Origin of the sequence: Rothia sp. HMSC068E02 (assembly GCF_001813565.1) — a bacterium.
Lineage (GTDB): Bacteria > Actinomycetota > Actinomycetes > Actinomycetales > Micrococcaceae > Rothia.
The window spans coordinates 1,071,110-1,086,269 of record NZ_KV812882.1; the positions used below are offsets into that span (position 1 = coordinate 1,071,110).

At 58.0% G+C, this 15,160-nt stretch carries 10 protein-coding genes; 2 read left to right on the plus strand and 8 right to left on the minus strand.

The features are described 5' to 3' along the window. The coding region (locus tag HMPREF2919_RS05830) for a YncE family protein (RefSeq protein WP_371326258.1) at positions 1-656 on the minus strand (656 nt) is incomplete at its 3' end. Between the two features lie 366 nt (positions 657-1,022). After that, complete coding sequence (locus HMPREF2919_RS05835) at positions 1,023-2,102, minus strand: S-layer homology domain-containing protein (RefSeq protein WP_070666755.1); 1,080 nt, start codon at positions 2,100-2,102, stop codon at positions 1,023-1,025. Positions 2,103-2,590: 488 nt separating this feature from the next. On the opposite strand from HMPREF2919_RS05835, the gene HMPREF2919_RS05840 reads away from it, so the two are divergent. Further along, a complete protein-coding gene (locus tag HMPREF2919_RS05840; RefSeq protein ID WP_083303625.1) occupies positions 2,591-3,373 on the plus strand; it encodes a nicotinamide mononucleotide transporter in 783 nt (260 codons plus the stop codon). 154 nt (positions 3,374-3,527) lie between these two features. Here HMPREF2919_RS05840 and HMPREF2919_RS05845 read toward each other — a convergent pair whose 3' ends face one another. From HMPREF2919_RS05845 to HMPREF2919_RS05870, 6 genes are all read right to left on the minus strand, one after another. Then, positions 3,528-4,592 (minus strand): aldehyde dehydrogenase, encoded by a 1,065-nt coding sequence (locus tag HMPREF2919_RS05845; RefSeq protein WP_070604701.1) that lies wholly within the window; start codon positions 4,590-4,592, stop codon positions 3,528-3,530. Further along, positions 4,592-7,384 (minus strand): type I-G CRISPR-associated helicase/endonuclease Cas3g, encoded by a 2,793-nt coding sequence (gene cas3u / locus HMPREF2919_RS05850; protein WP_070666759.1) that lies wholly within the window; start codon positions 7,382-7,384, stop codon positions 4,592-4,594. Before cas3u ends, HMPREF2919_RS05845 begins: the two co-directional genes overlap by 1 nt. After that, the gene (csb2, locus tag HMPREF2919_RS05855; RefSeq protein WP_070593588.1) at positions 7,377-8,963 is read right to left on the minus strand and encodes a type I-G CRISPR-associated protein Csb2; all 1,587 of its coding nucleotides are present in this window, start codon (positions 8,961-8,963) and stop codon (positions 7,377-7,379) included. Before csb2 ends, cas3u begins: the two co-directional genes overlap by 8 nt. A 1-nt stretch (position 8,964) precedes the next feature. Then, positions 8,965-10,263 (minus strand): type I-G CRISPR-associated RAMP protein Csb1/Cas7g, encoded by a 1,299-nt coding sequence (gene cas7u, locus HMPREF2919_RS05860; protein WP_070593586.1) that lies wholly within the window; start codon positions 10,261-10,263, stop codon positions 8,965-8,967. Positions 10,264-12,510: 2,247 nt separating this feature from the next. Further along, positions 12,511-12,810: a CRISPR-associated endonuclease Cas2 gene (gene cas2, locus HMPREF2919_RS05865; protein WP_044141701.1), complete on the minus strand. Its 300-nt coding sequence runs from the start codon at positions 12,808-12,810 to the stop codon at positions 12,511-12,513. Beyond that, positions 12,810-14,420 (minus strand): CRISPR-associated endonuclease Cas4/Cas1, encoded by a 1,611-nt coding sequence (locus tag HMPREF2919_RS05870; RefSeq protein ID WP_049341437.1) that lies wholly within the window; start codon positions 14,418-14,420, stop codon positions 12,810-12,812. Before HMPREF2919_RS05870 ends, cas2 begins: the two co-directional genes overlap by 1 nt. A 560-nt stretch (positions 14,421-14,980) precedes the next feature. On the opposite strand from HMPREF2919_RS05870, the gene HMPREF2919_RS09225 reads away from it, so the two are divergent. Further along, positions 14,981-15,160, plus strand: a 180-nt coding sequence (locus HMPREF2919_RS09225) for a hypothetical protein (RefSeq protein WP_210398964.1), incomplete at its 3' end; no start/stop codon positions are given.

Consider the following 15,160-nt stretch of genomic DNA (forward strand, 5'->3'; position numbering starts at 1 on the left):
TTCATGCTGATGTAGCGGGTGCCGCCGTCGGGTGTGCCTTCGAGCTGGATCTTCTCAACCTGCTTGGTCTTCAGGTCGATAGCGGATACGAAGAAGCGGCCGGTCACGAACGCCTTGCCGGACTCGTGGTCAACCAGAACGGAGCGGGGGTGCTCAATCCAGTTCGGGTCGGTCTCTGCGATACCCGCGGTGGTCCAGACCTGCTGCATCGTTGCCTGATCGTACACGGACACGGAGTTGTCGGTGGTGTTGGTAACCCAGACGGTACCGTCTACATCGTCAACGGTGATGCCGTAAGCTGCGTCGTACTGGTAGCCCTTGTCGTTCTTGACGATGGGCAGCTCGGCGACTGCCTCAATCTTCAGGGAGTTCGCGTCAATACGAGCGATAGTAGAAACGTGCTTGTCGCGGTCAGCGGTGCCCGCAACCCAAATCTTGTTGGTCTTCTTGGAGTATGCGACCTGGAACTGACCGGGCAGGCCCTGAGTAATCTTAGCCATCGCCTTATCGGTGATGGTGCGAGCGTCAGTGCTCTGGCTTGCTACCGGGGTGGATTCTGCCGCGAACGATGCGGGGATGGTGGCAACGCCGGAAATTGCCAGTGCCAGCGATCCAACGGCGAGGCCCTTGAATGCCTTGCTTGAAGCGAGGTTCATATGTATGTCCTTTTTCGTGGGTGGTGTGTGAAGGTGCATCTCTCCCCCACCGATGGGTGGTGAGGCGCCGCGTTTTTCCTGCTCTTTGGTGTGGGTTTCATGGGCCCACGAGGAAGGAAACTAGTCTTCACACAGTATTAAGTAAGGCAACCTTTAACTTACCTTCTAGGTAATACTTACTTAGCGCACAGGATTTTGCAAGATTTTAGGCATATATAACGCAAAATTTCATATGCCAGGCACAGCCTGTCACTAAAACTCCCCGAGAAGCGGCAATACGGGACATGGCAAAACCCCCGCCTCCAGCAAAAGCCAGAAGACGGGGGTTCCACACACCCCAACAGACGGTGCCGAGGTGACTAAAAATTAGGAGACATACGAGAAGTCAGTGAACAGCAGGTTCTGCAGCTTGTAGCGGCGAATGAAACGAGCCAGCTCCGCGCGAGTAGTCGGCGCGGTCGGGTTGAACACACCCGAAGAATCCAGCACGATATCGTTCGCGCCAGCCCACGCAACGTAACGGTGCAGAGTACCGGCACCGAGCACGTCGCGGAAACGAGAACCAGCAGCCTCGTTCATTTCAGTCAGCTGAACCTCCGCGTTGTACTGGAACAGCACAGCCGCCAGCTCCTCGTGAGAAACCGGTGCGGTCGGGTCAATCTTGTCGCCGCCGGTGAGCGGCTCAGTAATCTTGCGGTCACGAGCCCAGTGCAGGGCGTTCGCGGTCGGGCGGCCTGCCGCATCCGCGAAGGGTGCAACCTCAGAGTTTTCGCTCACGCCAGCGTGACCGGCAGCGTGGTTCAGCAGAGCAATAAGCTCCTCACGGGTCACAGGGCGGTCCGGCTCAAACGCGCCAGACTGCGGGTTCGGCATCAGCCACTTCTTCTGGTTCGCCATGCGGATATCCTCAGCGAACGGGTGGCTATCCGGAACGTCCTCGAAAGAGGTCTTCAGGATCTTAGTCTCAGCCACGGGAATGCGCGCAGCAATCTGGTGGGTAACCTCCTGACCCCACGGGTCGGAGCAAATATCCAGCTGCAGGGCGTGCTCGACACCCTCACCCTGCATCAGCTCGATGGGGAACTGGTCGCTACCGCTGAAGCTGTCAGCGTCACCGTCAAATTCGGGGGTGAGCGGCCAGGAGCGCAGAGTTTCGAAAGAGTCGTTACGAACGTAGCCGTGGCGTACGGTCAGGGTGGTGCCTTCGGTGAGGAATTCGCGCAGACCGTGTGCAGTGTAGTTGACGGTCATACCGGTTTCAGTGATGGTGGCACGCTGAATAACGAGGCGCGGGCCTTTAGTTTCCTCGGTTGCCGGGGCAAGGTTTGCGGGAGCTTCGTCAGCCTGAGCGGCCTGTGCCTGCAGGGTCAGTGCGCCTGCAGCGGCGGCAGCGGAAGCACCCTTTACGAAGAATCGTCGTGAGAGTCGATGGGTAAGCAAGGGCATGATTGTCCTATTCAGTTCTTGTTTGAGTTGAGTGAGTTACGGGTGGCAGGATGCGCGGACAGCGGCGTAAACGGTGAGTGAGGCCGATACGTTGGGTTCCCTCCCCTGTGTGCGTGAGTGAGACGTAGCATACCGGGGTGCGGGTGTCTGTCGGGCGGATGCGCGGTGAGTGAGACCGGCACGGTTCCCTGACCCAGTCATCTAGCGTACCTTAAGGTCCCCTTTAAAGCGAAGACGAAACGGCGGTGATTTTACGCCCATTTTCGGTGTTCAACGAAGTAGGGGCGTTATCTGGCAAAGTTTGCCGGAAGTTGGTATGGGTTTTTGATGGGGTGATTTTGAATTACCCAATGCCGCGGTGTTCCGAGATGTGGAATATGTGGGTTTCTGAAGTTTTATGTGTGACACGCCAATTCAACCCCTTTTCAAAGAGTTATAGTTATTGGTACCCTATCACTGTTCCTATATTCTCAACAAAGGAGTTACCCATGGAGGCCAAGGAATTCTCAATCGAGAAGGCCCTCCTCTTCTTCGCCAAGTCCAAGTACGCCGACATCTTCGGCGTGGCACTGGTTATCGCCATCGCAATCGCCTCAGGATACCTGGGCACCAGCCTCGCTAAATACGTCGACTGGGGCCCAATCACGAACTTCATTCCCCTCGGCGTAATTTCCGTGATTAACGTGGGTATTTCAATGATGTCTACCCGCCTGACCGGCCGCCTCTCAAACATCGGCAACGTGCTCGGCATTATTAACACGGCACTGTCTGGCGCGATTGATTACATTCTGGGCAACAAGGCAGCAATCATCACCTACCCGGTCACGTTCATCGTGTACACCTTCGCGATTCGTAGGTGGCAGAACTCCGAACGCGGCAAGGCGATGGAACCGCCGACCGGCAAGAAGGGCCAGCTGATTATTAGCGGCATTGTGGTCGGTTCGTTCGCGTTCTCCCTGATTGCGAACTATGTCGGTTACTATCTGATTGCGAACAATGTCGGTTACGATGGCAAGACCTCGTTCCTGTTCTGGATCACGACCGCAGTGTTTGGCCTGTCCCTGTCAGCGAACATTCTGAACGCACTGAAGCTGACGATGCAGTGGCAGTTCTGGTTCGCGTACAACACCGTGCAGTGCATCAAGGCGCTGACTCAGGGCAACTTCGCGAACGTCGGCAAATACATTTTCTACATCATCAACAGCGTGGCAGCGCTCCTGCTGTGGACCCGAAGCGGCACCGCAGCCAAGGGTACCGTGGCGGTGGCGTAAAGGGCAGTTCCCTAGCGCACCAGCTACCGCATATCCACCCAGCGATATGTAGACACTCATAATAAGTAGAGGGAGGGGCCCTCCGGCAATACGACCGGAGGGCCCCTCCTCTGCATTGTGCGGGCATATTTGCCCGCTCCTATAAGCGGCTAGGTTAGCCCAGCGGAATCGCGCTACCCTTCAGAACCTGACGTTCAGGAGCCGAGTCACTACCCACCTTCGCGATGGGGAAAGCAACAAACGCCTGAACGCCCTTCTCACGAAGAATCGCCTTCTCATCCGCCAGCTCGGACACGAAAATGTCAGAGCTCAAGGAACCGCGTTCCATCGCCTTACCGACCTCGTCAACCACCCTACGGTAGGGGTGGCTGCGCAGCACGGTTCGCAACCGGGCAGGCGTAACCCTTCCGGAGGATACCGGAAGAACCATGAGCCGCGGGTGCAAAGCGTTGTACGGGTACGCACCGGGGGTTACACCAATCCGGTGGATCTGGTGAATCACCGGGAAGTTCGCAATACCCACCAGCGCGCAGAAGGCGAGCGCGGTATCGGTCGGCTGCGGGACGGTGAAACCGGTTCCGGTTCGAGAATCCGGCTTCTTATCCAGCGAGTCGTGCAGGGTTTGCCCGGTAATACCGCTGAGCATCGCGGAAGGTTCCCAGGTTGCCAGGTCCGCGCACATCAAACGCAGACGGTCCTTGACGAACTCCTGACCCTTGTTGCGAGTTTTCATCTCCCAGCGGGATGCACCGTGGTCGGGGCGAGGGGCCTTGGCTTCAAAACGCCAGTATGCCGGTTCACCCAGGCCAGAGATCCAGAGCAGGGACAGCAGGTCGTCACGTTCCATCAGCGCATCCAGATGAGCCTGTCGGGTCTTCTGGTGAGAAGCCCAGTCGTCCGGGTACTTCTCCGCGTCAATTCCGCGAATACGCGGTGAGAACGGGGAGAAAACAGCGGTTTCCTTACCCGCGCCGTAGGACTGGTCAACGTTCACCCAGCTGTCTTCAGCGGCCAGGGAAGAAACGTAGGAGTGCACGCACTCGGCAATTTCTTCTTCTGACACGCCTTCAGCATGCATTTGGGCGCGCGGCTGGCCTTCCTGAGACCAACCTACAGTGACGGTTCCGGGGTGCTTCTGCTCAACCATCAGGGACAGCCCGTAGAGGGCAAAATGGGTCAATGCCGAGGTGTAGTCACCGGCAATAGTCAGCGTTGCCATTAGTGTCCCTCCCGTGAAATCTGAGCGTCTGCTGCGCGTTCGACGGCCTCAAGGTAGGCGGTAGCGTACGGGCCGTAGGTGCGGCTCGTCTGCTCCATGAGGTTGTCCCAGTAGCCGACGTTGAAGAGTCGGTTCGCCTGTTCCTTGAGCGCTTCGTAGTCCAGCCCCTCGGGCAGGTAGCCTTCCTTGAGCAGGAAGTCTGCGTCGTGGGCGAAGGAGAACCGGCCGTGACCGTGACTGCAACCGATGATGCGCAGCACCAGGTCGCGGTGCTCCCCCACCTTTTCGGGCGAGGCGGCAACCATAAGCGCGGACAGCTGCTCGTGACGCCAGCCCCTCGGCAGGGCGCTACGGCTACGGGCACGGTACGCCTCTGCCACGGAACGGCGGCCACTCTTCGCGAGCGCGCCCGTCTCCGCATCTGCACCTAGCATCTGCTGGAAGCGCAGGTCGCGTTTGCCCTCGTCGTGGTACTTTGCCGCCAGTTCCAGGGCCTCCGAGAATTCCGGTGCCAGGCCGAGGTTCTCGGCAAGCTGGCGGGTACGCTCAGCAACATCGTTCTGGTGGTCGTCCAGAAGAACGGGACCAGCCGGGGCCAGTTCCTGAGCGATATCGGAACCTTCAACAAACTCTTCGTCGGTCACAACGGCGTACCAGGCGATAACTTCCTGACCGCCCTCAGCCTCGGTAGAAAGCTCAGAAGCAATCACCTTCTGGCCGTCCGAAGCTTGGCTATCGAGCAATTCTGCTACTTCATCGGGTGAGAGGCCCAGGTATTTCCTGAAGCGTTCCTCACGGTCCGCGCACTTCTCATACACGTAGAGCTCGGCCACGCAGAGCTCGTCATCATCGAGGAAGGGCACAGCCTTCAGCTCGTCCTTCTTAGAAGGCAGCTCACGCTGAGTCACGGCAATGCCCTGGTTCGTGAACGGAATGCTACCCATATCAAGAATCAGAACGTCACCGGGAGCCAACGTCTGGCTGCTCTCTTCACCCTGGTCAGCATCCTGCCACAGAGAAATTTCACCCTGACGGTAAAGGAATTTACGCGGCTTCACGCCGTGCTCATCCTGGTAGTCCAGAATCTCCTTGAGAATCTTCAGATTCGCGGGGAAGGTTTCCTCGTCGCGCGGTGCGAAGTAGCTGGTCTTGAGAATCTCCATGGCGGCAGAAGTGTTGCTCGGCAGGTTATCGCGCACGATAACACCGCCCATTGCGGTTTCTGCCTCCAGGGAGTCATGCAGCCACAGGTCAAGGTCCGGCTCATCGTACGGATTCTCGTCGGTACGCGAGAATTCCAGCAGATCAGGCCATTCCGGGCGCTGGTAGAGCAGACGCTCCGGGGAGGACTGCACCGGCGGGTTCTTCACCATTGCGGCGGGGTTCACCGACGGGTTCTCAGCACCGTTGAGCGCTTCGAGCCATGCATACGCATTGCTCAGGTCGACTGCTCTGTAGGGCGGCGCGTCCTTCTTTACCGAGTCACCGCTCGCAGGCTCAATAACGACGACCTTAGAATCATCGCGGTGGCCCAGACGGTTAACACGTCCGAAGCGCTGCGCCAAGGAAGAAGCCGGAGCCAGCTCAGTCACCAGGTCAGCAAAGTCAACGTCAATACCGACTTCGAGAGTCTGGGTGGCAACAACAACCTTCACGGACTTATCGCCTTCGGTAGTGAAGAGGTCGGGGTGCAACTTTTTCAGGTCGTACGGGCGCATGCGTCCTACGAGAAGCTGGACCTCATCCTCTGCCAGATCCTTAGCGAGTTCCTCCTTGATGGAGATAGCCGTCCGCACATGGTTGACAATACAACCGACAGTGTGGGCTACTTCCGAACCTTTACCCACCTCACGGTGGGCAAGGAAATCTTTAATAGCGTCCACAGCGGCCTTCACGGTCGCAGCATTACCGGGCTTACCATCCCACTTATCGATGGGGCGGAGCACCAGTTCCTTATGCGAGTAGACACGGCGGTGCAGCTCTTTATCATTCGGGCTATCGAGAGCTTCAATGTCAACACCCAGGGTGGTCGATTCGCTATCCCCAGTGGAGGGGGTAGCGGTCGTCTCAACCACCTGCAGGGTGGGAACACCCAGGTTGACCTCGCGCTTCTGCAACTCGGCAATACGCTGAGTCGTGTGCAGCAGCTGACGGTTCATGTGTGCCTCGTCGAGCACCATGACGGTGTCCATGGTCAGCAGGGCGGTCTCACGCGGGCGGGCAGCCTTGGTGCTGCCGTAGCCGCGGAAGAGCGCTCGCGAACCGTACATATCCGGGGTTGCGGCAATGATTGCGCAGGCCGAAATGTCGGTGACCGGCAGGTTGCGGTTCGAGAGTTCGCCACGGATGTGGCCAACTTCGAAGGGGGCGCTCCTTTGGTCATCGTTACGGGTCTGGAAGCTCTGGAGAGCTTCAGCAACCCTACGCAGAATACCGGGCTCGCCGGATTCATCAGCGAGCGCATCCTTCAGATCGCCGAGAATCTTGTCGGCACGGGTTGCCTGGCTATCGACCAGCGCACGACGTCCCACGGTCACGCAAAGGCGACGGGGAACGCGCGGCGCGGCGCCAACCGCTGCGAGCGCATTCGCAAAGAGGTGGATATCAACCACGGAGGACTTACCGGAGCCGGTCGGTGCGTTAATACGTTCCGGCCATACGCCGTGCTCGCAAATGTGGTCGAGCACTTCTTCCTGCCAGCTAAAGGGGTCGTGCCCTTCGTTGAGTGCGGCAAAGAAGACACCGAACTCATCACGAGTGATGGAGGGCAGCGCGGTAGTGGGGCTAGTCATGCTCTTCCTCCTTCTTGCGGCGGCCGTATTCTTCGGTGGGCACGTCGAACGGAACCAGCAGGCCGCCGCCCATGTGACGGGACTGGCCGATGGCTACGAGGGTCGTGTCCGTTGCCAGGTTGCCGAGGTCTACGATGCCGCGCCACGGCTCTGCGGGCAGAGTGCGGGGCAGCTTGTAGGCGTAGGCAGCGGGGTTCTGGGTTACACGGTGAGCTTCCAGGACCTTGGCCTCAGCCTTTTTGGCGACCTGGTCCCTCAAACTGCGAATTCGTTCGCGTGAGGTTTCAGCCTCGGGCGCTTCGAAGCTGTCACGCCACACGTAGGCCATGGAAAGCAGAGCGGCGTCAGCGAAGGTCCAGGCCTTCGTCTCAGCCTTCTTCGGGCGGTTGAAAACGCGCGATTCGGGAACGGCCGCGCTGAGGGTACGCCACAGGCGCTTGTACCCGGTCTTGGGAGTATCCCAGAAACCCTGCGCGGGCAGGCGCTTCTGGCGAAGCTTCACGGTCAGTCGGGGGAAGTCCTGAGCGTAGAGGGTTTCTACGCTCCTGAGCGCGATACCGAGTTCTACAGCTTCATCAGTCGGGGCGCTTGCCGGGACCAAGACGAGCAGGACTCCCTGAGACTTCACCTCACGACGCAGATAGTCGGGCAGGTAGCGGGAAGGCAGGTACTGCAGCGCCAGGCTGTTGGCCGGCTTGTGACCCTTGGGGTACCTGCCGGTGATGAGGCTGGGCGCGCCGAATCCTGCGGCAGCTACGAGAGCCTTGTGCAGCAGGGAGCATGCCTTGACGTACTGTTCGGGCTTCAGCTCTTCACCATCTACTTCGAGGAGCCACAAGTATTCCCAGGGGCTGGTGGAGGTTTCAGCCTCCACAGGCTGGTACTTAATGGATCCGAGGCCTGCGGTGGGTACCGGGGAAGGATGCAAGGTGTCTTCTTTGTTGGTCTTGTCCGCTGATTTGGTGGGCACCTTGACGGGGTACGCTTCTGCGTGGGCACGCATGAGCGCGTCGATTCGACCGGATACGGGCACGCGGATGGGCATGCCGCCTGCTTCGAACGGACCCGACTTAGTGTCGATGATGTGGGTGGGTTCCACGTCTCCGGTGTAGAGGGCGGCAAAACTGCTGGATTCTCCGAGGGAGGGTACTTCTCCGCAGAGCTGGGTGATGGTTTCCGCAATGTCGACGGGCACCTTATCGTACTGCCAGCCGATGGTGTCGGATACAGCCCAGCCGTCGGATACTGCACGAGGCTCGGTCTGCCGTCCCTTGGCTGAGCGCGCTACCTCGCGGTACATGAATCGGCTCATCTTGTTGCGTGAGCGGTACACGGGGCACATGTCGGGAAGCTGCAACCCGGTCGGGGGGTTCTCCTCAAGCCACTTGAGGGCCTTGAGTGATTCTTCCGAGGGGGCCAATTGCCCGTTTTCGATAATTGCGTGAGGTCCCTGCGCGGCCGCGCTGAGGAGCGCGGCCTGCAAGCGGGCAGGGTCGGGGAAGGCGTCGGGGCTTCCGTCCGCCTTGTGGCCCTGGTATACGCCGAGCGGGAACCTCGCGAGAATTCCGAGGTTCGTCATATTATTCAGCGTCCTCCGCAGTGGCGTTCTTGATGATGATGGAGTTGCCGTCGACGTTGAAAGTCTGGCCATTCCAGTCAGCCACGCCTGCCTTCTTGGCATTCTCGATAGCCTCGAGGAGCAACTGGTCGGTGTCTTCAACGGTCAGGGGTGCGAAGGGCTTCTTCTCGCCGAAACGCTGGTCGAGGGTGACAACGGGTGCGGCAGATTCGATCAGGTCACAGTTGGCACGGATGTAGAGTTCACGCTCCGCACGGGCAATAGCGTTGAGGCCGAGTGCGGCAAGAAGTGCACGCGCGGCAACATTCTTGGTCTCGTCCTGACCGAAGCGCAGCTGACGCAGGGTGGCGAGGCTCAGAACCCAAGAGCGAATAATGCGGCGGCAAGCTACAGCACCGGTTTCTTCGAGCGAGGGCGGGATGCTACCCAGGCCGATACCAGAGGCCGATACGTGAGCGGCATCCTTGTTCTTTGCCTTGGAAGCAGCCGCGATTGCATCACGGTTCTTCTTAATGTTTTTGGGGCTCAGTTCCGCTTCCTGGTCGTTGACCAAGGATTCCATATCCTTGGGAGCAAGCTTCACGCTGGCGGCTACGGCGTCGACGCGGGCACCGCCACGGCGTGCCTGTCGGTGTTCAGCACCAGGATCCTGGTCTGCGAGAACGCCGATGATTTCACCGACGAGGGCGCTGCGCAGGCGAACCTGGTTACTCTTGCGGGTGGAGTCCCATGCACCGAAGAGAAGTGCTGCGGGGGCGGTGTTGAGCAGTGCACTCATATCTGCGGGGGTGCAGTTGCGCAGTGCACGGTAGTCGTCGTTTTCAGTGATGAGCTTGCCGTCGATGGTGCCGGCGCGGAAGTGGCCGTCGAAGACGCGGTGGGAGAGTTCCATGTCGGTGTATTCGACGGGGCCGTTTTCGGTCTGGTAGGTGACGACGGCGCGGGGAATCTTTACGACTGCTTCGTCACCGTACTGGCGGCCCTGTTCGATGGCGGCTTCTGCGCGGTTGAGTTCGGACTGCTTGCTGTCGATGAGGACGACCTTCTGAGACTTGCCCTTGACGACCTTTTCGGCGTCTTCGGAGTCTTCCGGGTTCTGAATCTCTTCCACAATGTAGCGGGTTTCGTAGGCAAAGACGGACTTCTTGTCATCAACGAACTTGGCGGGTGCCACGGATGCGTGGGGGCCTGCTGCGGGTTCGAGTTCGGTGATGGAGGTGATGACGGAGCCGCCGCCGAGCTTGACGTTCTCGATAAGGTCGGCGAGGGTAATGGTGGGCTGGGATTCGTTCTGGGACATGGTTGTCTCCTTATATATTGGGTGCACGTTTGCTTCGATGCGTTGGACGTGCACGTTTACTTGTATAGCTTTAAGCTACCTTGCTTTCCCGAATGGTGCGCGTGTTTTCGTCACGTCACTGATTCGGTGTGCCGTTTCCTTCTTCCCCTGTGCTGTCACATCCCGTGTTTTGGGTGGTGACAGCACAGGGTATAGAAGGTATAGCGTAGCCACACAAGCGGTCAGTATGCAGGCAGACTAGGAGGCCCCTCCGTACTGCCGGTATACTGATTAGGTTATGTCTGCGGCAACAGGCATAACCACCGCTTGATGCGGTTTCACTATTTTGAATAAAAGCCGCCCGTTGCGCTTCGCGTAGCGGGCGGCTTTTTACTTCTTGTGAGTAGTCGGACCATATCCTTCACCTCCAAGGTTGGGGCTAGAGCTACCCCAGCGAGCTACTGAAGCAATCTCCAAACCAGTTGATGTCTCAACCATAGCATTAAGATTCCCCATCTACAACACCCTCATACTCCCAAAAAATTTTCGCGTATAAAAACCTGGTTCTTCAATAACAACAGCTACTGAAGAACCAGGTTCTAAGAGAAAGCTCCCACGTATGTTCGCAGGAGAAACAGAAGGTGGTTGTTATGGTTCCCAAAAAATATTCGCCCCTCAATGAAAGCTCACATCCCCGTTGTGGAGCATGAGATCTAGTTAGGGAGGAATAGAGAGTTTTATAAACCGCCATCTGTTCCTCCATTATCCCCACCTCTCCTCTGCGACGCAATCGGTTCTGCCCTTCGCTCATAATCTCACCATAGCGCTGTTACAGATTACACGCATCCAGTTTGGTCATTTCAGACCCAGACATCTGACATGAGGAGTTGGCAGTAGGCGCCACATCAGCCCATATTCATGTTTTAAAGAGAAGAGCCCCGGTTTAGAAACCAATCTGGTTTCTAAACCGGGGCTACGTAACCCGCGTGAGACTTCCCGATTCATGCTCGGAATCGCAATGAAGGTTCCCCGCCCGAAGGCGGAGTAATGGCCTTAGGGATGGTAAAGCCATTCTTGAACACCATGCCTCAATGAAAGTCCCCACCTGAAAGCGGGGAAATAGCTAGCAAAACTAGCATGTTATGGCATAACCAAAACGGCTGTGGTGCGAGAGTCTCGCGGATTACGTACCCAAAGTGTACATCACGCAATATCTATGCATACCGCAGCATCGTCATCCGAAGGTGGAGAAATATCGCGGCTGTAGCGGCACAGTTCCTACACGGCGAGCCTCAATGAAAGTCCCCACCCGAAGGCGGGGAAATCAGTCTTGATGACCACCCGAGAGGCGGTTCATCCGTGCCTCAATGAAAGTCCCCGCCCGAAGACGGGGAAATTGCGCCAGGTGGACCGCCTCATTGACCTCACTCTCCTGCCTCAATGAAAGTCCCCACCCGAAGGCGGGGAAATCAACGATTCCCACGCGGCGCGCCCAGTCTCCGTCTGAGCCTCAATGAAAGTCCCCGCCCGAAGGCGGGGAAATGTAAACCTCGACCATCGTATCGACGTCCTGGATAGCGCCTCAATGAAAGTCCCCGCCCGAAGGCAGGGAAATTGCAGATTGCGCAGGAGCTTCTGGCTATGCCTACCCGGCCTCAATGAAAGTCCCCACCCGAAGGCGGGGAAATTGTTATTCCCTGCTCCATCTGGAGCGGGGCTTTCATTGCCTCAATGAAAGTCCCCACCCGAAGGCGGGGAAATCCGATACACCAGGGAGTCACGACGAACGTTCGCCAGCCTCAATGAAAGCCCCTCCGAAAAGGAAAGGAAATCCAGCACCGACACATCTTGTGCAGACCAACCGGCGACGCCTCACTAAAAGTCCCCGCCCGAAATCGGGGAAATGTCATGTAGCTCTTCCAGGCTGAGGATTCCCAGGGTGCCTCAATGAAAGTCCCCACCCGAAGGCGGGGAAATTGCAGATTGCGCAGGAGCTTCTGGCTATGCCTACCCGCCCTCAATGAAAGTCCCCGCCTGAATGCAGGAAAATAAAAGTATACCCAAGCAGCCATTCAGGCATTTAAACACTATTTACAAGCCAAAACATCACGCGAGCGACACGCCAACATTACGTCACGTGCCAGGTTCTCACGGAGACAGACAAAGCCTCCAAAGGCCATTATCCCCACCTCTACTACCAGTCCGCAATCGAACTCGTCATTCCCTCACTCCCCTGCCGCACGTCGCTAGCGAATGAGCAGCACGCGGCTAGAGAATGAGCGCATCCGATTCGGTTACCTCGCGCGCCCGGCCAATGTAGCTGAAGGTCGGCTCATCAAGCCGGGCCAGCAGCCCCAGGTCACAGAAGAGTACCGAATCTTCGTCCGGATCGATGAGTTCCTGAACTTCGTCTTTGATGCGTCGCACCTTGGCGGGGGCCGCATCCACAATAAAGACGCTGTACTGAATACGGTCCCCATAACTGAGAATGAGCTTGGCCAGCTTGGCGCGCCGCCGGTCGCTGGGCACGTCGTAAGCGATAAGTGTTCGTCGGGCGTCGTCACGCATTATCGTACGGTCACCCCCGTGTACTCGCGAGTGGTTCCGTTAATTACGCCCAGGAGCATGCGGGCCTGCACCTCAACAGCGCGGCGCCACGTCACCGAATACCCGTAGGTGGGGTGGGTAATCTCCGTGGCCATTCGCTTCTCGAACGCGGCGATGATAGTCTTCCGCCCTTCGGGTGTGAGCCGGTAGCTGCCACCAACCGCGGTGAAATGTGCCGCTTTAACCTGCTTCCTATTAATAAGAGAAACCACCACAGAATCCGCGATGACTGCACGGAACTCTTCCATAAGGTCAAGCGCGAGCGCCGGCTTATTGCGAGAGCTGCTGTGCAGGAACCCGGCATGAGGGTCGAGCCCACAGGTGAGAATCGCACGAATGCATTCTGAGCTGAGCAGCCCGTAGGCGTAGTTCAGCAGAATGTTGATGGGGTCGTTGGCACCTCTCCCCTGCCGCCCAGTCCAGGTCCAGCCGAGTTCGGTGAGCACGTCTTCTTTGAGCATGGTCGTGAAACTACCGAAGTAGAGCGAGGCGGCTTCACCTTCGATGCCGAGCAGTTCCGGGATTGAGGTAGCCTGCGGCGTGTGCTTCTGGATGTCTCGCATGGTGCGGCATATATCTGCGGCGTGGCCGTTGCGGCGCAGCAGGGTCGCTTGGTTTGCGATTTTGCTGGCAATCATGGCGGCCGCTATGGGCAAGTGCCCCTGCGCTGAGAGGACATGCTGTTGCACGCGGGCCAGTCCATTCGGTCCGGTGCCAGGTTGCGACCAGCCGTAGACTCGGCCGGTGCTGGAGCACCAGATGATGGTGCAGTTGCGCCACATGAGTTCTCGTAGAAGCGCGGAGGAAACGTCAATGTTTCCGTGGACCACGAGGCTGTGCACACGTTCGAGGGGTACGCTGCTGATTGTTTCGCCGAGGTGTTGCACGATGAGGCGCCCTTGCTGGACGGTCGCTCTTGATCCTTGCGTGGTGAGGTGCGCTACTTGGCTGTCGGGGTTGCTGGCGACGACGCGTGTAATGTTTTCTTTTCCGTGGGATTCGTCGGGTAGGCACACGGAGATGTGGGAGCACCAGCTGCAGCGGGGTGAGTCTTCGAGGGGTTGCGGTGCTGTCGGGTTGTCGATGAGTGCGCGGGTGGTGTGTACGTATTCTTCTGCGGTGCGGATGTCTTCGTCTGAGATGTCGACGGGCACGGTTTTATTGTGGTTGGTGAAGTGCACCGCGCATTCGCTGACGGTTTCGCCGGCTTCTTCGAGGCAGATTTTCTGAAGGGCAAGCTGCACCCTGTGGGCGGGCGTGACGGATGCGTTGCGGCGTACGGGGGTTGCTTTGTATTCGATGATGCGGGTAGAACCGTCTTCTTGGGGTTCGATGGCGTCGCATCGTCCGGTGAGCCCGAGGCGTGTTGATGAGATGGTGACTGCGCGCTGTTGTGTGCCGCGGGATGTTTTGGGGTCGTCGACTCGTTTGTGGGCGGACTGCCCTTCTTGCATTTGTGAGGTGTCGGTCTTTTCGCCATTGGATTCAATCCATGCGCGGCGGGGACAGTACACGGTGTGCATGACGAGTGAGATAGGAAGTTCGTCGCCTGCACTGTAAGGGGTAGACATCGGTGTCTCCTTGGTGTGAGCGAGTATGGTAGGCAGTCAGCTTTGGCTGCTTGGTTTTGAGGTTAGCACTGCGGCGGGGTGTTTTGGCTTATCAGCGAGTTTATGACGCTATTCCGGCGTGTTGAGTTTTCTGCTTGGATGTGTGGAGGAGGCGGGTGGCAGCTAGTGAGCGGGGTTTGCGGTCGGTGTTTTAGCCTGGTTGCTTCCTGCGCGGCAAAAAGGAAAAGCTCCGTTCCTGGACTGTGGCGGGTCCAGGAACGGAGCAGGAATAGGTTAGGGAAAGTCCCTACGAAACCGTAGGGAAGGTTGAGGTGTTTCCTGCGCAAGCAGGGATGAGCCCGCCTCAATGCCTTAATGAAAGCCCTTCCAAAAAGGAAGGGAAATTCCCGCCGGTGTGTGGTTTTTTGATTTACCCCTGGGCCTCAATGAAAGCCCTTCCAAAAAGGAAGGGAAATGCTCTACCCATCGTGAGACGGTGGGCTGACTCATCGGGCCTCAATGAAAGCCCTTCCCAGAAGGAAGGGAAATATCGAGGTGGTCGGCGGTGAAAGCGAGCGGGTGTGTGCCTCAATGAAAGTCCCTCCGAAAAGGAAGGGAAATTTCGTGATTTCGCGGTGCTGGTGCCTGCTGGCGGTCGCCTCAATGAAAGCCCCACCGAAAAGGAAGGGAAATCGGTGCGATCAATCCTGATGGCACCGTCGCTTCTAGCCTCAATGAAAGCCCTTCCAAAAAGGAAGGGA

Coding starts and splice junctions, on each gene's coding strand:
- HMPREF2919_RS05835 (WP_070666755.1), bottom strand. CDS start 2,102: ATGCCCTTGCTTACCCATCGACTCTCACGACGATTCTTCGTAAAGGGT.
- cas3u (WP_070666759.1), bottom strand. CDS start 7,384: ATGACTAGCCCCACTACCGCGCTGCCCTCCATCACTCGTGATGAGTTC.
- cas7u (WP_070593586.1), bottom strand. CDS start 10,263: ATGTCCCAGAACGAATCCCAGCCCACCATTACCCTCGCCGACCTTATC.
- HMPREF2919_RS05870 (WP_049341437.1), bottom strand. CDS start 14,420: ATGTCTACCCCTTACAGTGCAGGCGACGAACTTCCTATCTCACTCGTC.
- csb2 (WP_070593588.1), bottom strand. CDS start 8,963: ATGACGAACCTCGGAATTCTCGCGAGGTTCCCGCTCGGCGTATACCAG.
- cas2 (WP_044141701.1), bottom strand. CDS start 12,810: ATGCGTGACGACGCCCGACGAACACTTATCGCTTACGACGTGCCCAGC.
- HMPREF2919_RS05840 (WP_083303625.1), top strand. CDS start 2,591: ATGGAGGCCAAGGAATTCTCAATCGAGAAGGCCCTCCTCTTCTTCGCC.
- HMPREF2919_RS05845 (WP_070604701.1), bottom strand. CDS start 4,592: ATGGCAACGCTGACTATTGCCGGTGACTACACCTCGGCATTGACCCAT.